Source organism: uncultured Fenollaria sp., from assembly GCF_934202865.1.
In the GTDB taxonomy this organism is placed as follows: Bacteria; Bacillota; Clostridia; order Tissierellales; family Peptoniphilaceae; genus Fenollaria.
Window position 1 is genome coordinate 1 of record NZ_CAKPYL010000005.1, and the last position, 20,749, is coordinate 20,749.

At 37.4% G+C, this 20,749-nt stretch carries 26 protein-coding genes and 1 other annotated feature; of the genes, 23 read left to right on the forward strand and 3 right to left on the reverse strand.

The annotated features are described in order from the left end of the window. Positions 1-102 precede the first annotated feature (102 nt). The 4 genes from Q0E71_RS01125 (at position 103) to Q0E71_RS01140 (ending at position 2,731) form a co-directional block, all read left to right on the forward strand. The gene (locus tag Q0E71_RS01125) at positions 103-1,122 is read left to right on the forward strand and encodes an ABC transporter ATP-binding protein (RefSeq protein WP_294795045.1); all 1,020 of its coding nucleotides are present in this window, start codon (positions 103-105) and stop codon (positions 1,120-1,122) included. Positions 1,123-1,189: 67 nt separating this feature from the next. Next, positions 1,190-1,639, forward strand: coding sequence for a VanZ family protein (locus Q0E71_RS01130; protein ID WP_294795048.1), 450 nt, complete (start codon positions 1,190-1,192; stop codon positions 1,637-1,639). Between the two features lie 219 nt (positions 1,640-1,858). Then, positions 1,859-2,293, forward strand: a complete 435-nt coding sequence (locus Q0E71_RS01135; RefSeq protein ID WP_294795051.1) for a LytTR family DNA-binding domain-containing protein — start codon at positions 1,859-1,861, stop codon at positions 2,291-2,293. Between the two features lie 9 nt (positions 2,294-2,302). Next, positions 2,303-2,731, forward strand: coding sequence for a DUF3021 domain-containing protein (locus Q0E71_RS01140; RefSeq protein ID WP_294795053.1), 429 nt, complete (start codon positions 2,303-2,305; stop codon positions 2,729-2,731). 60 nt (positions 2,732-2,791) lie between these two features. Here Q0E71_RS01140 and Q0E71_RS01145 read toward each other — a convergent pair whose 3' ends face one another. From Q0E71_RS01145 to Q0E71_RS01155, 3 genes are read right to left on the reverse strand one after another with little or no spacing between them, the layout of a single operon-like run. Further along, positions 2,792-3,988 carry a D-alanyl-D-alanine carboxypeptidase family protein gene (locus tag Q0E71_RS01145; RefSeq protein WP_294795055.1) on the reverse strand — a complete coding sequence of 399 codons (1,197 nt, stop codon included), beginning with the start codon at positions 3,986-3,988 and terminating at the stop codon, positions 2,792-2,794. Then, positions 3,981-5,420, reverse strand: a complete 1,440-nt coding sequence (locus Q0E71_RS01150) for a UDP-N-acetylmuramoyl-L-alanyl-D-glutamate--2,6-diaminopimelate ligase (RefSeq protein ID WP_294795058.1) — start codon at positions 5,418-5,420, stop codon at positions 3,981-3,983. The genes Q0E71_RS01145 and Q0E71_RS01150 overlap by 8 nt, the downstream gene beginning before the upstream one ends. 1 nt (position 5,421) lies before the next feature. Beyond that, the gene (locus Q0E71_RS01155) at positions 5,422-6,129 is read right to left on the reverse strand and encodes an aspartate/glutamate racemase family protein (protein ID WP_294795061.1); all 708 of its coding nucleotides are present in this window, start codon (positions 6,127-6,129) and stop codon (positions 5,422-5,424) included. A gap of 130 nt (positions 6,130-6,259) precedes the next feature. Here Q0E71_RS01155 and Q0E71_RS01160 point away from each other — a divergent pair, with 130 nt between their 5' ends. From Q0E71_RS01160 to rplL, 19 genes are all read left to right on the forward strand, one after another. Then, the gene (locus tag Q0E71_RS01160; RefSeq protein WP_294795064.1) at positions 6,260-7,456 is read left to right on the forward strand and encodes an FprA family A-type flavoprotein; all 1,197 of its coding nucleotides are present in this window, start codon (positions 6,260-6,262) and stop codon (positions 7,454-7,456) included. Between the two features lie 46 nt (positions 7,457-7,502). Beyond that, positions 7,503-7,688: a DUF1858 domain-containing protein gene (locus tag Q0E71_RS01165; RefSeq protein WP_294795067.1), complete on the forward strand. Its 186-nt coding sequence runs from the start codon at positions 7,503-7,505 to the stop codon at positions 7,686-7,688. A gap of 40 nt (positions 7,689-7,728) precedes the next feature. Next, positions 7,729-8,379, forward strand: coding sequence for an acyl-ACP thioesterase domain-containing protein (locus Q0E71_RS01170; protein ID WP_294795071.1), 651 nt, complete (start codon positions 7,729-7,731; stop codon positions 8,377-8,379). 9 nt (positions 8,380-8,388) lie between these two features. Further along, positions 8,389-9,270 (forward strand): glutamate formimidoyltransferase, encoded by an 882-nt coding sequence (gene ftcD / locus Q0E71_RS01175; protein WP_294795076.1) that lies wholly within the window; start codon positions 8,389-8,391, stop codon positions 9,268-9,270. Positions 9,271-9,303: 33 nt separating this feature from the next. Further along, a complete protein-coding gene (gene mgtE / locus Q0E71_RS01180; RefSeq protein ID WP_294795079.1) occupies positions 9,304-10,677 on the forward strand; it encodes a magnesium transporter in 1,374 nt (457 codons plus the stop codon). 15 nt (positions 10,678-10,692) lie between these two features. Further along, on the forward strand, positions 10,693-11,808 hold the full coding sequence (locus Q0E71_RS01185) for a glycosyltransferase (RefSeq protein ID WP_294795081.1): 1,116 nt from the start codon (positions 10,693-10,695) through the stop codon (positions 11,806-11,808). Then, the gene (rlmD, locus tag Q0E71_RS01190) at positions 11,798-13,147 is read left to right on the forward strand and encodes a 23S rRNA (uracil(1939)-C(5))-methyltransferase RlmD (protein ID WP_294795084.1); all 1,350 of its coding nucleotides are present in this window, start codon (positions 11,798-11,800) and stop codon (positions 13,145-13,147) included. The genes Q0E71_RS01185 and rlmD overlap by 11 nt, the downstream gene beginning before the upstream one ends. Positions 13,148-13,174: 27 nt before the next feature. Further along, positions 13,175-13,939: an EFR1 family ferrodoxin gene (locus Q0E71_RS01195; protein ID WP_294795087.1), complete on the forward strand. Its 765-nt coding sequence runs from the start codon at positions 13,175-13,177 to the stop codon at positions 13,937-13,939. A gap of 189 nt (positions 13,940-14,128) precedes the next feature. After that, positions 14,129-15,538 carry a cysteine--tRNA ligase gene (cysS, locus tag Q0E71_RS01200; protein ID WP_294795090.1) on the forward strand — a complete coding sequence of 470 codons (1,410 nt, stop codon included), beginning with the start codon at positions 14,129-14,131 and terminating at the stop codon, positions 15,536-15,538. Then, a complete protein-coding gene (locus tag Q0E71_RS01205) occupies positions 15,523-15,939 on the forward strand; it encodes a Mini-ribonuclease 3 (protein ID WP_294795092.1) in 417 nt (138 codons plus the stop codon). The genes cysS and Q0E71_RS01205 overlap by 16 nt, the downstream gene beginning before the upstream one ends. Before the next feature lies 1 nt (position 15,940). Further along, positions 15,941-16,687, forward strand: a complete 747-nt coding sequence (gene rlmB / locus Q0E71_RS01210; RefSeq protein WP_294795095.1) for a 23S rRNA (guanosine(2251)-2'-O)-methyltransferase RlmB — start codon at positions 15,941-15,943, stop codon at positions 16,685-16,687. Then, positions 16,668-17,186, forward strand: a complete 519-nt coding sequence (locus Q0E71_RS01215) for an NYN domain-containing protein (RefSeq protein WP_294795098.1) — start codon at positions 16,668-16,670, stop codon at positions 17,184-17,186. The genes rlmB and Q0E71_RS01215 overlap by 20 nt, the downstream gene beginning before the upstream one ends. 162 nt (positions 17,187-17,348) lie before the next feature. Further along, on the forward strand, positions 17,349-17,498 hold the full coding sequence (gene rpmG, locus Q0E71_RS01220) for a 50S ribosomal protein L33 (RefSeq protein ID WP_019213927.1): 150 nt from the start codon (positions 17,349-17,351) through the stop codon (positions 17,496-17,498). Positions 17,499-17,516: 18 nt separating this feature from the next. Beyond that, complete coding sequence (gene secE, locus Q0E71_RS01225) at positions 17,517-17,717, forward strand: preprotein translocase subunit SecE (RefSeq protein WP_294795104.1); 201 nt, start codon at positions 17,517-17,519, stop codon at positions 17,715-17,717. A 2-nt stretch (positions 17,718-17,719) separates the two neighbouring features. Next, on the forward strand, positions 17,720-18,316 hold the full coding sequence (gene nusG, locus Q0E71_RS01230; protein ID WP_242854189.1) for a transcription termination/antitermination protein NusG: 597 nt from the start codon (positions 17,720-17,722) through the stop codon (positions 18,314-18,316). A 62-nt stretch (positions 18,317-18,378) separates the two neighbouring features. Further along, positions 18,379-18,804: a 50S ribosomal protein L11 gene (gene rplK, locus Q0E71_RS01235; protein WP_019213924.1), complete on the forward strand. Its 426-nt coding sequence runs from the start codon at positions 18,379-18,381 to the stop codon at positions 18,802-18,804. A gap of 52 nt (positions 18,805-18,856) precedes the next feature. Next, on the forward strand, positions 18,857-19,555 hold the full coding sequence (gene rplA / locus Q0E71_RS01240) for a 50S ribosomal protein L1 (protein ID WP_294795111.1): 699 nt from the start codon (positions 18,857-18,859) through the stop codon (positions 19,553-19,555). 54 nt (positions 19,556-19,609) lie between these two features. After that, positions 19,610-19,725: a sequence feature (ribosomal protein L10 leader region), on the forward strand. Positions 19,726-19,784: 59 nt separating this feature from the next. Next, on the forward strand, positions 19,785-20,318 hold the full coding sequence (gene rplJ / locus Q0E71_RS01245) for a 50S ribosomal protein L10 (RefSeq protein WP_058260022.1): 534 nt from the start codon (positions 19,785-19,787) through the stop codon (positions 20,316-20,318). Positions 20,319-20,342: 24 nt separating this feature from the next. Further along, entirely contained in the window at positions 20,343-20,726 is a 384-nt protein-coding gene (gene rplL, locus Q0E71_RS01250; RefSeq protein WP_294795184.1) for a 50S ribosomal protein L7/L12, read from the forward strand. The last annotated feature ends 23 nt before the right edge of the window (positions 20,727-20,749 follow it).

Genomic DNA, 20,749 nt, shown 5'->3' on the forward strand with positions numbered 1-20,749 from the left:
TCCTAAGACTGAGCTTTCTCCAACACACCACAACTGGTGCTGGCTAGAACATGAATTAGCTGGAGATATTGACTGGGATGCAATGAGAGGAGGAGCATATTAATGGCTAAATTTACTGAAAAACTTATAGAAGTTAAAAATTTAAGTAAACACTTCAATGTTGGCAAGGGTAAAACTCTTAAAGCTGTTGATAATGTTAGCTTTGACATCTACAAGGGGGAAACATTCGGCGTTGTAGGTGAATCTGGTTGCGGCAAGACAACTTGTGGTAGAACAGTTCTTGGTATGTATAAAGCTACTAAGGGTGAAGCTTTATTTAACGGTAAAGATATTCACTCACTTAGAGGTAAGGAAGCTATTGACTTCAAGAAGAATGCTCAATACATCTTCCAAGACCCATATGCATCACTTGACCCAAGAATCACAGTTGGTGACATCATTGCTGAAGGTATGGATGTTCACTTCAACTATAGTCATGAAGAAAGACAAGCTAAGATAAATGAATTACTTGACAAGGTAGGTCTAAACAAGGAGCACGCTCTTAGATACCCACATGAGCTTTCAGGTGGACAAAGACAAAGAGTTGGTATAGCAAGATCACTTGCCGTAGAACCATCATTCATTGTCTGCGACGAACCTATCTCAGCTCTAGACGTATCTATTCAAGCGCAAATCGTTAACCTACTAAACAAGCTTCAAGACGAACTTGGCTTAACATACATGTTTATCTCACACGACTTATCCATGGTTAAGCACATTTCTGACAGAATCGCAGTAATGTACCTTGGATCAATCGTTGAACTTGCAGAAAGTTCACAAATTTATGAAGCATCACTTCACCCATATACACAAGCTTTGATGAGTGCTATACCAGTACCAGACCCACATGCAGGATCAGCAAAGAACAGAATCAAGCTTGAAGGAGAAGTGCCTTCACCAATCAACACTCCACCAGGATGTAAATTTGTTAACAGATGTAGATATGCTATGGACATCTGCCACAAAGTTGAACCTGAACTTAAGGAGTTAAAACCTGAACACTTCTGCGCATGCCACTTGTATGACAATGGTATGATAGACTTAAAAGATGCAAAGGTAACACAAAACTTTGAAAATAAATAATTTTTAAGAATATGATTAAAGGGGGAAGAGATTTTCTTTCCCCTTTAAAATATTAGGAGCCTAAGAAATGAAAAATAAAAAATTAATAAAAATATTATTTTATATCTATATTGCTTTTTTGATTCTCTTTGTCGTTTTAAAATTCGATGGCAGTTTTGAAAGAATCATATTCTTACATAATAGCATAATTGAAAATGAAAAAGATGGTTTAAGAAATATAAACTTAATTCCATTTAGAAGCATATCTCCATACCTAAGAAATATTACAGAGCCTTATGCTTTTAAAAACATTATTGCTAACATTCTAGTCTTTATACCCTTAGGATTTTTTGTTTCGAATAAGAACAGTAAAAATGTATTTAAGACTTTAGCAATTTGCTTATCTGTAATATTTTCAATTGAGTGCATACAATTATTATTCAAAATTGGATTTTTCGATGTGGACGATATAATATTAAATTTTATAGGATCATTAATAGGCATGGGTATTAATATAATTTTGATTAAAGAAAGTTAAATTATTATTTATTAAGTATGTAGTGATATGTTATTAGTTTATTGTAATTAATTAGAAGGGAGTACTATACTTTGACTATTAAAAGTTTATAGACTAAGCTCTGAATCAATTCGGGGCTTTTCTTTTGCCTCTTATATGAGATTAAATGCATCTTAAGTTAAAAACAAATTTATATTAGTAAACCTATAGTATAATTAAGACAAGAAAGGAGGATATAGTATGAAAGTTAATATAGAGCTCTCAAACGAATACAAAGAGCCAGAGATACTTATTCGAACTGATAAAGTCACTGACGAAGTCAAGAGACTAGTAGCATTATTAGATAGTGCCAGTAAACCCATCATCGTAAAAAAGGATGATGGCAAAATCATAATTAAGCCAGAGGAGATTTATCTCTTAAGAGTGGAGGCAGAGGGACTAGCGATATATCTTGAAAGTGATAGATACTTATCTAAGGATAGCTTAAAGAGCTTTGAAGATAGGCTACCAAAAAGTTTTATACGTATATCAAAGCAGGTCATCATCAATGCGGACAAGCTAAAACGAGTTGAAGCTGGTTTTAGTGGAAGCTTAACAGTCTTTCTTGAAAACTCATTGAAAGATTATGTAACGAGAAATTATATATCCGATTTGAAAAATTATTTAGGAATATGAGGTGTTATTATGAAATTTAAAAAATTAATTAAGTCTACGTTATATGCTATATCAGTATCCTTATTTTTTACAGTCTTTGGCCTTATAGGCAAAGAGCAAGGCTCAGGCGGGGTGCTTAATCTTGGATCATATGGCTTTACTAAGGCGATGATTGCAACATTATTAATAGGTCTTGGATACGGCATACCATCGCTTATATATGATCTTAAATCTATGAGCATAGCGCTTAAGTCAATCATATATATGTGCACAGGGGTAGGGATAATGATACTAGTTTTTCTTAAGTTCGGCTTTATACAAGAAGGCTACGGACTAGGTGAGATACTTAAGATGCTTATAGTACCTGTTGGAATTGCACTTTTATTATGGTATGCGCAATACATGAAATATAAAAAGGTGGCAAAGTTAATGAATGAAAAATTAAAAGATAAAAAATAGTTTTGCACAAAAAGGTAGCCAGCAATTTGCTAGCTACCTTAATCTATCTTTATACAAATATTATTCAGCTGTACTTAGTTTTTCAAAGCTCCACACATTCATAAAGAACTCATATATTCTATCGAAGATGGTCTTCTTTGTTAAGCTGTTCATAGCGATGGCATCTGTTTTGAAGACTTCTTCGCCATCGATGTAGACTTTATATTCGCCAATCACGTCGCCTTCTTTGACGTGACTATAATCAAGGTCTGCGTCCATAATAAATTTTGTTTCGGTGTTGATGCCATTGTTAAGTGAGCGAACGAAGTCCTCTTTTGGTTCTATCTCGAGCATTTCTTCTTTGTAATCATCAAGGCCATATTTAGCGATTTTACTAGACTTTTTCGAAAGAAGTATCTTTTTCGAATAATTATCTAAGGCGTATTCATATACATAAGCAGAGTTTTTTATGCGAAGCTCTTTAGTTTTGGCTCCAAGCATTACAAAGATAAATTCGTTGTCTTCGGTTTTAACGCCGTCACCACTTGTGTGGAAAGTCGCTACAAAGCAGTTGCCTGCGGCTCTTGTTGTTCCTGTCTTAAGTCCAGTAACGCCCTCGCGACCAAAAATCGGATTAGTGTTTTCTTCGTGATAATTCTTCTCAGGGTAATCAATCGCTACTGTTATCGTGTAGTCAATATAGTTTGGATGTTCTTTGATTATCCTCTTTGATAAATCTAAAACGTCCTTCGCGCACATCGAGTTTTGCTTAAGGTCAGGCAGGCGAGGTAGGCCATGTGCATTATAAAATACTGCGCCGTTGTAGCCAAGCTCCTTTGCCTTTTCATTCATCATAGTTACAAAAGCTGCTTCACTTCCAGCTATGTGTCTTGCGATGGCTGCGGTAACGTCATTACACGAGTTTGTCATCATTATCTCAAGCATTCTCTTAAGCGTATATCTTTCACCAGGTTTGATACCTAATCTGTTTCCAGTAGGGTAGCAGTCTTCACTTTTTATCTCAATTTCGTCACTCTCATGAATTTCGCCGCTCTTTAGTTTATTTAAAGCTATGTAAAAAGTCATAAGCTTTGATACAGAGGCTATGGGTACGCTTTCATTAATATTCGCAGAGCTCGCTATGATGGAGTCAGTTTCAACGTTGTAGAGTATATATGCTCTCGTATCTTTTACTTCTAAATCCTTTGCAAAGCTTAGATTTGTGCATAGCATCAGCGCTATAAGTATGGTGATTATGCTTCGTTTAAACTTATGCATCATGCGCCTCCTTTATTTTCAAAATGCACTCCTTGTCAGAGTAGTGGACCTTTTCGCCCTTAATTAGCTGATAAGTTTCGTGACCCTTACCAGCTACGACAATGATGTCGCCTATCTCAGAAATTTCGTAACTCAAGTCAATCGCCTTAGCTCTATCAGGCTCAGTATAGTGATGTCCTTTGATAAAGGAAGCGATTTCATTACAGATTTTCATCGGTTCTTCAAAGTTTGGATTGTCAGAAGTAACTATGCTTATGTCAGCGAGCGCGTCACTTACTTCAGCAAGCTCCTCACGCCTTTTCTCGCTCCTTCCGCCGACAGAGCCAAATACAGTTATAATTCTATTCTTCTTAAATTTATTCACAGTCTCAAGAATTGACTTTAAAGAGATGTAATTGTGAGCGTAGTCAATAATGTAGAGCCTATCATTGACATTAATCTCTTCAAAGCGGCCGCGTATAGATATATTTTTAACCGCGCTAATGATTTCGTCCCACGCGTATCCAAGCTCCTTCATCACGCTGATGGCAGCTAGGTAATTATATATATCGTAGTAGGATATGCTCTTTACCTCAAATCTTTTGCCATTAATATCAAAATCACTTTGTATCTTAAATATATCGTCAGACACGATTATATTTTCGGCTTTATAATCACTAGCTTCATCAATAGAGAAGCTAATCGAATTTTGAATGGCTTCTTTTAGCTTAGCATCGTCTTTATTATATATAAATTTTTTCGAAACGTCCTTTAAAAGCATCTTGCTCTTAAAATAATCATCAAAGTCTGGGTGCTCGATGCCGCCTATGTGGTCGTGCGAAATATTTGTAAAGACGCCTATATCAAAAGTGATGCCAAATAATCTTTTCATCTTAAGGCCAATGGACGAAGCCTCTAAAACGCAGTGAGTGATTTTCGCTTCACGCATATTATTCAGTATTCTGTATACTTCGTAGCTCTCAGGCGTAGTATTATCAACAGCTTCCTCTTTGTCTGCGTAAAAAACACCATTAGTGCCGATGATGCCAGGCCTTGCGCCCATCTTTTTAAGCGCTTCGTATATGATGTTAGCTGTAGTAGTTTTGCCCTTAGTGCCAGTGATTGCAATCATCTTAATATCTTCATCAGGCTTATTAAAAAAGTTTCTTGAGATGATGGCAAGTGCCTTTCTTGTGTCAGTGACTTTTATAAAAGCGGCATTGCCATAAACGTGGGCAGCGCTATCGTCCTCCACTACAAAGACGCGAACACCTTTATCATAAGCGTCCTTAATGTATTTGTGGCCATCGCTAAGAGCGCCTCTAAGCGCAACGAAGATAGTGCCTTTGCGCGAGTACTTACTATTGTAGACGATGTCATCAATCTCTACGCCGCCTATATCAGTAGTTTCATTACTTATTTCAAGTCCATTTATAATATCTTTTACTAACATATTAGTATCCTTCTTTAATATCTTTTCCGCATAGTTCAAGGCATTTTTTTGCAAGAGCGGTCGATGAGTCTATGAAGAAGTCCTTGTCGAAGCCCTTGTCTATATATATGGTTGAAAGCTCTGTGCAGCCAAGAAGGACGCAGTCACAGCCGTGCCTTTTGTACTCATCGATGATGGAGTGAAAGAGTTCTATATCGCATTCTTTGCCGGCTTTTATCTCGCCATAGATTATTTCCATAATTTTTTCTTGCCAAGCATCATCTAAGACAACGTAGTCTATGCCATGCTCTTCACATGTCTTAGGATAGAGCTCGGTCTTCATAGTGCCAGTTGTAGTCATAAGGCCGATGCACTTTTTGCCCTTACTTATGGCAAGCTTAACTGACTCTTCAAGCATATTAACAAAGCGCGCGTCAACTGACGAAGCGACCTCATCGAAGAAGTAATGACTTGTGTTGCACACCATGCAAATGACGTTTGCGCCGGCAGCTTGAAGCTTCTTTGCGTCTTCAATTAAGTAAGGCAGAGGACTCCTATCGCTTTTGCCAGTTAGGAAAAGCGTTCTATCTGGAGTTGATGCTCTGCTCATTACGATGTAATCTAAGTGTTCTTGATCTTGATCGGCTTTAGTCATATTGACAAGTAGATTTTGAAAGTAAACCGAAGCAGCTGGACCAAGCCCACCTATGATACCTAATACTTTATTCATTTAATCACAACATTTCTTTTAAAATTCATATCAATATTATATAACGAAGCCATAGTTTTTTCAAGTATATTGACTATAAAGTGCTTGAAATATTCTTTCCTTTATTATATAATGAATTGGGGTGATATTAATGAACACGTTATCAGTAAAGATAAATGATTTTTTGTATTACATCGGAGTTAATGACAGACAAACTCAACTATTTGAAAATCAATGGCCACTTGAAAGAGGCGTTTCATACAACTCTTATGTAATCAAGTCAACAAAGACTGCCTTACTTGACACAGTAAAGATAACAAAGGTGGATGACTTTGTGACAAAACTAAAGGAAGTGCTTGAGGGAAGAGACCTTGACTACTTAGTTATTCATCACATGGAGCCAGACCACTCTGGTGCGATTGAAACGATTATTGATCTATATCCAAATGTTAAACTAGTAGGCAACAAGAAAACATTTGAGCTTCTTGAAAACTTCTACGATGTTAAGGACAATTTGGTCCTTGTTGATGACTTCGATACTCTTGACTTGGGCGAAGTATCACTTAAATTTGTCAAGACACCTATGGTGCATTGGCCAGAATCAATGGTTAGCTACGAAGAAAAGTCTGGCATACTATTCTCACAGGACGCATTCGGTGGCTTTGGTGCGCTTGACGGAACTATCTTTGACGACGAAATGAATTGGGATATGTATAAATCTGAGACAAGACGCTACTATTCTAACATAGTAGGAAAGTTCTCAAAACAAGTTCAAGCTGCACTTAAGAAGCTTGAAGGACTTAAGATAAACATGGTTTGCCCTGTTCATGGACCAGTTTGGAGAGAAAATCCAAACAAGATTATCGAATGCTACGACAAATGGTCTAAGCAAGAGACTGAGGACGGTGCAGTTATTGTTTATGGAACAATGTATGGCAACACTGAGATGATGGCTGAGGCTATAGCAAGAAGACTTGCTGAAAGAGGCGTTAAGAACATAAAGATGTTCGACGTGTCAAAGACTCACAAGTCCTACATCCTAAACGAAATTTGGGAGTACAAAGCTCTTATACTTGGCTCGTGCACATACAATAACGACTTATTCCCACTTATGAATGACCTGGTTAATGTTCTTAAGATGAATAAATTACAAAACAGAGTAGTTGCTGTCTTCGGCTCATACAGCTGGTCAGGCGGCGCGCTTAAGGCACTAAAGGAGTTTAGAGACTCATCAGCTATGGATATAATCGAGACTACAGTTGAAACAAAGAGTGCTCCAAGCAAAGATGATTACATGGTGCTTCGTCAAATTGCAGATGAAGTTGCTGATAAATTAGAAAATAAATAATAAATAATTTAAGCCAATTTGGGTATATACAAAGAGAGGTGATATTATGGAAATAACAAAAGATATGTTAATAGGTGATCTATTAAGAGAAAAGCCAGAGGCAGCATACATCCTTATGGAACACGGTATGGGATGCGTTGGTTGCCCTTCTAGCCAAATGGAATCAATTGAAGAAGCATGCCAAGTACACGGCCTAGACCTAGAACACTTGATGGCAGCTTTAAATGCGTAATTAAGAGCCCTTTTATAAGGGCTTTACATAAGGAGATAATATGGAAATATATAGAAAAGATGCTCCATTTATGGAGAAAGATATAAGAAAGCTATTTCTCTTGCTGGGAGACTCTTGTTTTGAGCAGCTATATAAGCATGGCTACAGCGACGATAAAGTAGCTTGGATGATATATAGGTGGAATATGCATTTTACTGATGCTTTCTATGATGCCGATTATGAAAATATTTCTATATATACAACGCCTACTAAGGTAGATAGATTTTTTTCTTATAGACAATTCATTGTCAAAGCAAATGATTTGATGCTATTCAAGGGGACTGTTGAAGTTATCTACGTTGATAAAAAGACCTTAAGACCAGTTAGGGCAGATAATTTCGGAGAGGATTTAACTAAGCTTTTCGATGAAGAAAATATTGGCGACGCCTATTACGATGGCAGTGATAATATCACTGACTTTGTGATTAAGAAGGACTATATCGACGGCTACAAGCATGTCAACAACGGGGTCTACGTTGAAGAAGTATCAAAATTAACAGATAAGAGAATTAAAGATTTAAAGATAAAGTATCAAAAGCAGTGCTTGCTAGGTGAAGACGTCAAGATCGCATACAGACTTAATGAAGATGGTGCGGACTTTAGATTTTTTACTGATAGCGAGATAAAAGTATACGCAAATGTTTTGTATTAGGAGGTAAATATGAAAACTATTATGGCAGAAATCAATGTTTCTGAAGGTAGAAATATTGACACGATTGAAGAAATTAAGGCAGCAGTTCTTAAGGACAACAAGGTTACTATGGTTGACCTTAACTATGACTCAGACCACAACAGAAGTGTATTCACATTCAAAGGAAGTGTTGAAGACACTCTAGAAGCAGCTAAGAGACTTGTTGACGTTGCATTTGAAAGAATCGACATGACTACTCAACACGGCTCACACCCTAGACAAGGTGCTGTTGACGTTGCAGCTTGGGTGCCTGTTAAGGACATGACAACTGATGAAATGAACGAAGTAGTTCACGCTTTTGGTAAATATGTTGGCTCAAAGGGCGTTCCAGTATTTTACTATGAAGACTCAGCTACTAGAGAAGATAGAAAATCACTAGTTAAGCTAAGAAAAGGCGAATATGAAAGCCTTGAAGAAAGACTACAAGACGCTGAAAACTGGACTCCAGACGAAGGCGAAAGAAAGTTCAACGCTAAGAGCGGTGCAACTGTTACAGGAACTAGATTCCCATTGATCGCGTTCAACGTTTATCTAAATACTGAAGATATGGATATCGCTAAAGCTGTTATGAGATCAGTTAGAGCAAAGACTGGTGGATACACAGCTGTAAGAGCTATTGCTCTACCAATCGAAGATCAAAAATGCACTCAAGTATCTATGAACTTAGTTAATTATGAAATGACACCTATTCATAGAGTTTTTGAAACTATCAAGAGCGAAGCAGAAAGCTATGGCGTTACAGTTAAGTCATCAGAACTAGTTGGACCAGTTCCAGCATATGCACTAGAAGAACTATTAAGATTCTACATTAGATTAGGAAACGGCTTTACAGCTGATCAAATCTATAATTAATTTTTAAAAATACTATAAAAGGAGGTATTCATCATGGACAACGACAGAAGAGAAGTAGAGCTCGAAGAAGACAAAATTGAAATATTAGACTTATACAAAGGAAAGAAGCCGAAAGCCCTGATTCAAAAGCTATCTAATATGAATGCCGCCGATGTAGCAGAAATTTTGGACGAGTTGGAGGTAACTGATGCAACAGTTATCTTCAGACTCCTTCCTAAAGATCAAGCTGTAGATGTATTTACATACTTCGATAGCGAGCAGCAACAAGACATCATAGCGACAAGTACTGATGCGGATGTTGAGTACATCCTTAAAGAGATCTTCTTCGATGATAAGATTGACATGCTTGAAGAGATGCCAGCTAACATTGTCGATAAGATACTTGAAAAGTCTAGTCCGAGTGAAAGAAAGTTAATAAACCAATTTCTAAACTATCCAGAGGATTCAGCTGGAAGCATAATGACCATCGAGTACTGCTCGGTTAAGAAGACACTAACAGTTAAAGAGGCCATGGAAAGACTTAAAAAAGTCGGCCTACAAAGAGAAACAATCTATACTATTTATGTAATAGACGCAAATAGAAAGCTAGAAGGAATAGTATCACTAAGAGACTTAGTAATTGCGGATGACGACACAGTTATCGGAGACATAATGAACAGAGATGTTGTTTATGTCAATGTCTACGAAGACCAAGAAGTAGTCGCAGGCGTAATACAAAAGTATGACTTCGTTGCCGTACCCGTTGTTGATAACGAAGAAAGAATCGTCGGTATCATCACAGTTGACGACGTTATCGATATCATCGAACAAGAAGCAACAGAAGACTTCCAAAAGATGGCTGCCTTAAGTCCATCCGAAGAAGAGTACTTAGACACACCAGCCTTTACGCTAGCAAAACACAGGATAGCGTGGCTACTATTCTTAATGATATCAGCTACACTAACTGGATCAATTCTACAACGCTTCGAAGACTATATAGCAGCGATACCGGCACTATTAATCTTCATTCCTATGCTAATGGATACTGGCGGAAACGCAGGTAGCCAAAGTGCAACACTTGTAATTCGTGGACTAGCAGTTGGCGAGATAGAGCCAAAAGACGCATTTAAAGTACTTTGGAAAGAGTTTCAAGTATCAATACTAGTGGGCTTAGCCTTATCACTAGTAAACTTTGGACGCATAAGACTACTTCATCCAGACCAAGATCCAAAGATAGCCATCACTGTATCCATTTCAGTTATGTTTACAGTTATGCTAGCTAAATTAGTTGGCGGACTTCTTCCTATTGGCGCGAAGAAGATTAAACTTGACCCAGCCATCATGGCGTCGCCACTAATCACCACTATAGTAGACGCAACATCACTTCTTGTTTACTTTGCCGTAGCAAGAATTATGTTAGGTATATAGATTAAGGAGAATGATTTGAAAACTATTATTTTGACAGCTACTGCAGGTGAGGGACATAACTCAGTAGCAAGAAGTTTAGATAATGAGCTTAAAAGCCGCGGCATAGAAAGCCATGTCGTAGATATTTGCCAGATCAATGGTGATTGGCTTAAAGACTTTGCCAATGGTTTTTACAATATGAGCATAAACTATTTCCCAAGCCTTTATGGAGCAAGCTATGATTCAGCAGATAAAAAGATACAGGACTCAAGCGGTGCTCAGCCGCGTAAGATAGCGCAAAAGATGCTTTCTGTAGAGATAAAGAAGTTCATTGACGAATTTCAGCCTGATGCCATCATAGCTACACATGTTTTTGCAGGTAACCTTCTAAGCGATATCGTTGAAGATGGTTTTTACAATGGACTGACAGTAGGCATCATAACTGACTTTACTGTACATCCATTCTGGGAGGACAGTATTGGGCTTGATTACTTAGTTACGCCACATGAAGATCTTGAGATACAAATGCAAAGGAAAGAGATACCACTAAGAAAGGCTCTTCACTTTGGCATTCCTATACACAAGAAATTTTTCGATCATCTTGACAAAAAAGAGATGAGAAGGAAACTTGGCCTTGATGAGAACAAAGAAACAGTTTTACTGATGAGCGGCTCGATGAGTCACGTAAGAGTCGACAAGGCACTTAAGAGGATAGATAAGCTGCCAAACGATTTTCAAGTAGTAGTCTTTTTAGGAAAGAGAAAGACACTTCTTAAGAAGATTGAGAAGATGTCTTTAAAGCATCCTATAAAGATAGTGGGCTTCGTATCAAATATCGAAGAGTACTATAGTGCAGCGGACATCATTATTACAAAGCCGGGCGGACTTACTACGAGTGAGTGCATCGCAAAAGGCTTACCGATGATAGTTGTCGATCCAATTCAAGGACAAGAGGCAAGAAACGTTGAATTTTTAACAAATCATCAGCTTATACTTGCTTCATCAAAGATTTATCGCGAGGTCGAAGCGCTTAATACCTTTATGAACAACGAAGATGTTAGGGGCAATATCCTTAGAAGCTTAGAGCAAAATTATAAGGACGACCCAGCAAAGAAACTTATAGATTTTATGGTGAAAGAACTTGAGAAATAAAAGAGAAGAATTAGATTTAATTATGCAAGAGCAAGAGTATCCAAACCTTGCTTTTGCTTTTTATGAAGATAAAAAATATATAGTGAAGAACGAAATTATAGGACGCAAGCTTCGTATAAGGACGAAGAGAAAGAAGCATGGCGTTTATTATTGCGACGTAATAGAAAGACTTGAAGATAGTCCACTTGAAAACGGCACTCCATGCGCTCACTATAAGGACTGCGGCGGCTGCCTTTATCAGACACTTCATTATGAGGACGAGACTAAGATAAAAAAGGATATGCTCGCAAAATTGTATAGTGAGGTCTTTGATGGAGAAATGCTTTTTCATCCATCACTAGAAATAGAAGGCTATAGAAATAAGATGGAGTATACTTTTTCCGATAGAGGCGATGAGGCAAGGACCTTAAGCCTTGGCCTACACAAGAAGAAACGCTTTTACGAAGTAGTTGAGACAGACGATTGCAATATAGTAGATGACGATTTTACAAAAATCAGAGTAGCGGTACTTGAGTACTTTAAGGCAAAGGGCATCACTTATTACCATAAGAAGCTTCATGAGGGCGCTCTAAGGCACCTAGTTATCAGAAAAGCCTATTTCACTAAAGAGATCCTTATCAACTTAGTAACGACATCAGACTATGAAGTACAAGATGACTTTGTAAAAATACTTCTTGAGCTAAATTTGGATGGTGAAGTAAAATCTATTTACCATACAAAAAATGACGGCGTATCAGACGTGGTTCAAGCAGATGAATTAATTCTTGTTTATGGCAAAGAAGATATAGACGAAGAGCTTCTTGGACTAAAGTTCAAGATAGGACCATTCTCATTCTTCCAAACTAATTCAAGAGCAGCTGAGAGAATGTATAGCCGCATTCAAGAGCTACTAGCAGAAGAGCAAATGAACGTGCTATTTGACTTATACTCAGGCACAGGGACAATAGCACAGATACTTGCGAAGAAGGCAAAAAAAGTTTATTCGATAGAAATAGTCGAAGAAGCATCGAGAAAGGCACGCCAAACATGCGAGTTAAATGGCATAGCTAACGTAGAAGCAATTAATGGAGACGTTTTAAAAGTTATAGACGAGGTAGAGGAAAGACCAGACGCCATCGTCATAGACCCACCGCGTGAAGGAGTTCATCCAAAAGCCTTAAAGAAGCTAATCGATTATAAGGCGGAAAAGATAATTTACGTCTCATGTAACCCAAAAACGCATGTAAACGACTTGAAAGAATTTATTGAGGCAGGCTACAAGATAAAGCTAGTGGAAGTATTTGATAACTTCCCTAAGACAAGCCACGCCGAATCCCTAGCCTTATTAGTAAGAGAATAAAATGTTTTATAAAGATAAGGAGTAGATATGATACTTTATTTTTCAGGAACAGGTAATAGTGAATACATAGCGAAGAAACTAGCCGAGGATTTGGCTGATGAAGCGCTTGATTTATTCACTTACATAAAGAGCGGCAAGAAGGGCGTCTTTCACTCAGAAAAGCCATTCGTCTTAGTTGCGCCAACATATAGCTGGCGTGTGCCAAGATTTTTGTCGGAGTACTTATTGGGCTGCACTTTTACTGGATCGAAAGAGATCTACGTAATTTTAAACTATGGCGACTCATGTGGAAACGCAGAGAAATACATTAGAGAAAATACTAAAAAGCTTGGACTAAATTTTAAAGGCCTTTATGGCATAAAGATGCCAGAAAATTATTTGATGCTATTCAATCTTGACTCCGACGAGCACAATAGAAAGTTAATTGATGAAGCAAAGGCAAAGATTGATGAGGCAGCGGCCATTATCAAAGAGAGAAAAGCATTTGCTGAAGTGAAGAGCGGCTTTGCTGGAAAAGTTCAGTCGAGCCTTGTTAATAAGGTTTTCTTTAAGTTCATAGTGAGCGACAAGAAATTTTACTATACAGATAAGTGCATCAAGTGCGGCCTTTGTGCTAAGAATTGCGTTTTAAATAACATTACTTACAAGGACGGCTACCCAGTTTGGAACGGCGAGTGCACTCACTGCGCATCATGCATCGCGAAGTGTCCGACAGGCGCGATTGAGTATGGCAAGAAGACCATTGGCAAGGAGAGATACTTATTAAGCAAAGTGTATAGAGAGAAAAATTAATAATAAAGTTTAAATTGTGTCAAGAGTTGTGATTTATTTCACAGCTCTTTTTATGTGCAAAAACATTTTCACATAAATAAAAATAATTTATTTAAAGCACTTAGATTAAGGCGCTTTACACGCTTAAATCCATTGACTAAAAGCCATATTTATGATAAAATATCTATATTATTATATAAGGAGGCAATTATGATTAAATTACACAACACACTAAGTGGATTAGTAGAAGATTTCAAACCAATAAACGATACTAAGGTGAACTTTTATTGTTGTGGTCCTACTGTTTATAATGACATACATGTAGGCAATGCCAGACCTTTAGTTGTATTTGATACAGTTAGAAGATTTTTGATATTCATGGGCTACGACGTAAAGTACGTTTTTAACTTCACTGACGTAGACGATAAGATAATTAATAAAGCGAACGAAAGCGGTATCACTTCAAACGAAGTGGCTGAAAAGTATATTGAGCGCTTCAAAGATGTTGCAGGCAGGCTTGGCATTTATGACTATGACAATATAAATCCAAGAGCGACTGAACATATGGACGAGATCATAGACTTTGTTAAGGCGCTTGTTGATAAGGGTGCTGCATACGAGTCAGATGGCGATGTTTACTTTGACACTACTAAGGCGAAGGACTACGGAAAACTTTCTAAGAAGAACATCGACGACCTTATCTCAGGTTTAAGAGTTGATATAAATGAAAAGAAGAAAAACCCACTGGACTTTGCTCTTTGGAAGAAGGCGAAACCAAATGAACCACACTGGGCATCACCATGGTCCGACGGTAGACCTGGCTGGCACATTGAGTGCTCTGCTATGAGTAGGGCAATCTTAGGAGATACGCTTGATATACACGCTGGCGGCAGCGATTTAGAGTTTCCTCACCATGAGAATGAAATTCAACAAAGTGAGGCTCTAACAGGAAAGCCATTCGCAAAGTATTGGCTACACAATGGTATGGTCAATGTTGATGGCAAAAAGATGAGTAAATCACTAGGCAATTTCATTTTGCTTAAGGATTTGCTTGACGATTATGATAAGGATACGGTAAGATTTTTTATCTTGTCAACTCATTATAGAAAGCCAATGAACTTTACTAAAGAAGGCATGGACGGAGCAAAAAACTCGGTTAAGAGGATACACAACGCTCTTAAGAGACTTGAAGCGATTAAAGATACAGGCAAAAAAGCTTCAGATGAGATCGTCAAAGACGTTGACAATGAAGTAGCTGGTTTTATAGCCGCTATGAGCGACGATTTTAATACAGCTGATGCACTTACATGCATTTTCAATATTGTTAAGATAATTAATAAGCTTGAAGACGATGATTATGAAAGCGCAAAATATATAGAAGATAAATTAAATGATTTACTAAAAGTTCTTGGCCTTGATGATAGTGAAGCAGTGATGAACTCTGGTGAAGAAGAATCACTCGGCGAAGACGAAGAAAAGATTAAAAAGATGATAGACGAGAGAAATGAAGCAAGAGCAAATAAAGATTATGCAAAGGCTGACAAGATTAGGGACGATTTACTTGCCATGGGCATAAAGATTATAGATAGCAAAGACGGACAAAGATGGGAAAGGATCTAGATATAACCGAGCTTTTCGGTATTGACTACAGTGATGCTGAAATTAATGAGATGAGTCCAATAAGGCTTGCCTACATTGGCGATGCTGTCTACGAGCTCTTCGTTAGATATTACATCGCGAAAGAGCCGCTAAAGGCGCACGAGCTGCAAAAGCTATCGACAAAGTATGTAAGTGCTTATGCGCAAAGAGATGCATTTGAGAAGATTAAGGATGAGCTAACAGAGGACGAACTTTATGTTTTTAAAAGAGCCAGAAACCATAAGTCACATAAAGCGCCGAAGAACACAGACAACAGTGCATATAAGGTGTCAACAGGCTTTGAAGCTCTCATTGCATATCTATTTTTGAAGAAAGAATACACTAGACTACTGGATCTAGTTAAACTATGTTTGGAGGATTAAATTGGAAGAACAATATATATACGGAAGAAATCCCGTTATGGAACTTTTGAAGAATGGCAGGGCCATCGACAAATTATATGTGCAAAAGGGCGAGTTAAAGGGCTCAATCGGCAGAATTCTAAGCCTTGCGAATGAACACGGCATCATAGTACAAAGAGTTGAGAGAGAAAAGCTTGACTCCTTATCAAAGGGCGAGGTACATCAAGGCGTTGTCGCATTCACAGCGGGTTTTGAATATAAAACTATTGAAGATGGCTTTAAGCTTGCCGAAGAAAAGGGCGAGGATCCCTTCTTTGTAATTTTGGATGGCATTGAAGATACTCATAACCTAGGCGCAATCATCAGAACAGCTGAGTGCGCTGGCGTTCACGCGGTTATCATACCAAAGAGAAGATCCGCTATGGTTAACGAAACAGTTTATAAGGCTTCAGCAGGAGCGGTTGATAACATGATTGTTGTCAACGTTACTAACCTTAATCAAACGATAAAAGAGCTTAAAGAAAGAAACGTATGGATATACGGACTTGACATGGATGGCCAAAAATACACAAAGGCAAATCTATTAGGCCCGGTAGCTTTAGTGGTTGGATCAGAAGGCAAAGGTTTATCGGATCTTGTTAAAAAGAACTGCGACGCTATAATCAGCCTACCAATGTTTGGCAAGACAAACTCATTAAACGCATCAAATGCGGCAGCCATTGCCATGTATGAAATTTTAAGACAGAAGGATGAAAAAGAAAAGGCTTAGGCAAATACTCTACGTTGACGGCTACAACGTCATCAACTCATGGGAGCATTTGAGAGATAGAAAGGAAGAGTCGCTAGAGGCCGCTCGTGATGAGCTGGAGAACATCTTGGAAGAGTATATGCGCTACAATAAAGAGCGCATCATACTTGTCTACGATGGTCACTTGATCAAAGGCAATCAAGGCGAAAAGAAAATAGTGAAGGGCCTTGAGATAGTTTTTACTAAAGAAAATATCACAGCCGATTCATATATTGAGAGGGAAGTGGCCAATATGACTTATGGCTATAGGATAAGAGTCGCTACAAGTGACCTTGCCGAGCAAAGCCTAATTTTTCAAAGAGGCGCCTCGAGACTTAGCTCAAGAGAGCTCGCTATAGAGATAGAAAATTCTAAGCGAACACAAAAAAGAATTTCTAAGAAAATCAATATGATTAACAACATGAAAATATCCGGCATCGATGAAGCAGAACTAGAAAAATTAAAGGATTTAGATTTATAAAATAAAACAAATTAAAAAGAATTATATATAATAAGGAAAGAAAATAAATTTTATATCAAAATAATTTAAAAAAAGCTTGACAAATTGACGAAACTACGATAATATATATAGGTAGTTGTATAATACTTTTTAGAGTATTATATGAGTAGGAGGTGTTTATAAATGAGAGAAAAGGTCGTATTAGCTTGCACAGAATGCAATCAAAGAAATTACACAACTAAGAAGAATAAGAAGAACACTACTGAAAGAATTGAACTTCAAAAGTACTGTAAGTTCTGCAAGAAGCACACAGCACATAAAGAAACAAAATAATTTTTAGGAGTTGATAACATGGCAGAAGTAGAAAAGAAAGGTAAAACAAGTAATTTCTTAAAAGGCGTTAAAGCTGAAATGAGAAAAGTTATTTGGCCTAGCAAGAAAGATTTAGTTAATTACACATTAGTTGTAATTGGAATTAGTGTGGCTGTAGCTGCATTAGTATACCTTATCGACTTGGGAATTGGCGCTATATTTAAACAAATTATTAAATAGTAATGAGCGATTTAGATTTAAATGAAAACAAGGCGAATTCTATCGATTTATCAGATAGAGAAGCCGATGCCAAATGGTATGTAATCCATACGTATTCAGGATATGAAAATAAGGTAAAAGCTACAATTGAAAAGATGATAGTTAATCGTGGCACAGCTGACGGTATTTTTAAAGTTGAAGTGCCTACAGAAGAATACGTAGAAAAAAAGGATGGCGTCAAAAAAATCAAATCCAGAAAGATATTCCCCAGCTACGTGCTAGTCAAGATGATTATCAACGATAAATCATGGTATCTAGTTAGAAATACCAGAGGAGTAACAGGTTTTGTTGGACCACAATCAAAGCCTATACCATTGACAGAGAAAGAGCTTTATAACTTAGGCGTTCACACTAAGTCCATCATAGATGATACTAAGAAGGACGTTAACTACAAGCACGGAGATCACCTAGCCGTTACAGACGGACCATTCAAGGGCTTCGAAGCGATAGTTGACACAGTTAATGAAGACGCTGGCACTATAAAGTGTTCTGTTAATATGTTTGGTAGGGACACACTTGTAGAGTTTGAATACTATCAAGTAAGCCCTATCACAAAATAGCTATTATCATAAAAGATAATATATAAAAGTGCGTAAAGCACAAAAATCGAGGAGGTGCGAATATGGCAAAAAAAGTTAGCGCAATTGTCAAACTTCAAATACCGGCTGGAAAAGCTACACCTGCACCACCGGTAGGAACTGCACTTGGACCACACGGCGTAAATATTATGCAATTTACAAAGGAGTTCAATGCTAAGACTCAAGATAAAGTAGGTCTAATCATACCAGTTGTTTTAACTGTATATCAAGACAGATCATTTACTTTTATCACAAAGACACCACCAGCTCCAGTATTGATCAAGAAAGCTCTTAACATTCAAAGCGGTTCAGGCGAACCAAACAAGAAGAAAGTAGCTAAGCTTACAAAAGATCAAGTTAAGGAGATCGCAGAAATGAAGATGCCAGACTTAAATGCAGCAAGTGTAGAAGCAGCTATGAGCATGGTTGCTGGAACTGCAAGAAGTATGGGCGTCGAAGTAGAAGAATAATTCTACTTATTAGGTGGGAGAAAATTCGTTATTACCACAAGGAGGTTAGAAAATGGCAAAAAGAGGTAAAAAATACCAAGACAGTTTAAAAGAATTCGATAAAAATGAATACTTCGAATCAGATGAAGCCATAGGCGTTGTTATTAAGACAGCTAAGGCAAAATTTGACGAAACTGTTGAACTACACTGCAGATTAGGTGTTGACTCAAGATATGCTGACCAACAAGTTAGAGGCGCAGTAGTTCTACCACACGGTACAGGTAAGACTAAAAAAGTTTTAGTTATCGCTAAGGCAGACAAACAAGAAGAAGCTAAACAAGCTGGCGCAGACTATGTTGGAGCAGAAGACATGGTTGAAAAGATCCAAAAAGAAAACTGGTTTGATTTCGACGTAATCGTTGCTACACCAGATACTATGGGACTTATCGGTAGACTAGGTAAGGTTCTAGGTCCTAAGGGCTTAATGCCAAACCCTAAGTCAGGAACAGTTACATTTGAACTAGAAAAGGCTATCAAAGATATTAAAGCAGGTAAAGTTGAATATCGTTTGGACAAAGCAAACATCATTCACTGCCCAATAGGTAAAGTATCATTTGGCCAAGAAAAGCTTCAAGAAAACTTTAATGCTATCATGTCAGCTATAATCAAAGCAAAACCAGCTGCAGCAAAAGGAAAGTATTTAAGATCTGTTACACTTACTTCGACTATGGGTCCTGGAGTAAAAGTAAATAGCTCAAAAATTACTGAATAAAGTATTGACTTTTCAGAAAACTTTTGATATAATAAACTAGTTAACAGAGTTAATTTAATAGGAATATATAAACCGTAGACAGTAGGTGCGTAAAGCTTAATTACCTACCGAGGATATGATAAGCCAGTATCAACCCCCTTATGTCTATAAGAGGGTTTTTTATTGACATAGATTATAAACGGGATTAGCAATTAGCTAAGGTTCCTATTTTTCCAGTGGAGGTGAAATAGTGAAAGAACATGTTTTAGAACAAAAGAAACAAGTTGTTCAAGAAATTAAAGAAAAACTTGAAAAATCAGAATCCATAGTTCTTATGGACTATAAAGGATTAAACGTTGCAGATGTTACTGATTTAAGAAAGCAATGCAGAGAAAGCAATGTTGAGTATAAAGTTTACAAAAACACTATGCTTAGATTTGCTCTACACGAATTCGGCGTTGAAGGCTTAGATGAGTACTTGGAAGGAACAAATGCTGTTGCATTTGCATACGACGATCCAAGTTCAGCTGCAAAAGTAGCTTATAAGTTTGCTAAAGAAAATGACAAACTTGAAATCAAAATCGGTTTAGTTGATAAAGACATATTTGATGTAAATCAATTAAAACAATTATCAGAACTACCATCGAAGGAAGTTCTTATCGCAAAAGTACTTGGCGGCTTAAATGGACCAATCCAAGGCTTTGCAAATGTATTAAATGGAACTATGAAGGGCTTAGTTGTAGCTCTTAACCAAATTGCTGAAAAGAAAGCAGCAGAAGCATAAATAAAAAATTTTTTGGAGGTATTTATAATGTCAGAAAAAGTTACAAGTTTAATTGAAGAAGTAAAATCACTTACAGTTCTAGAATTATCAGAACTAGTTAAAGCACTAGAAGAAGAATTCGGAGTATCAGCAGCAGCTCCAGTAGCAGTTGCAGCAGCTCCAGCAGCAGGCGGAGCAGCTCCAGCAGCAGAAGAAAAATCAGATTTCGATGTAGTTCTTGAAGAAGCTGGCGCTGAAAAGATCAAAGTTATCAAAGTAGTTAGAGAAATCACTGGCTTAGGCTTAAAGGACGCTAAGGACTTAGTTGACGGAGCTCCTAAGACAATCAAAGAAGCTGCACCAAAGGCAGAAGCTGACGAAATGAAGAAGAAACTTGAAGAAGTTGGAGCAAAGGTTACATTAAAGTAATTTAAATAAACTTAGAAAAGCAG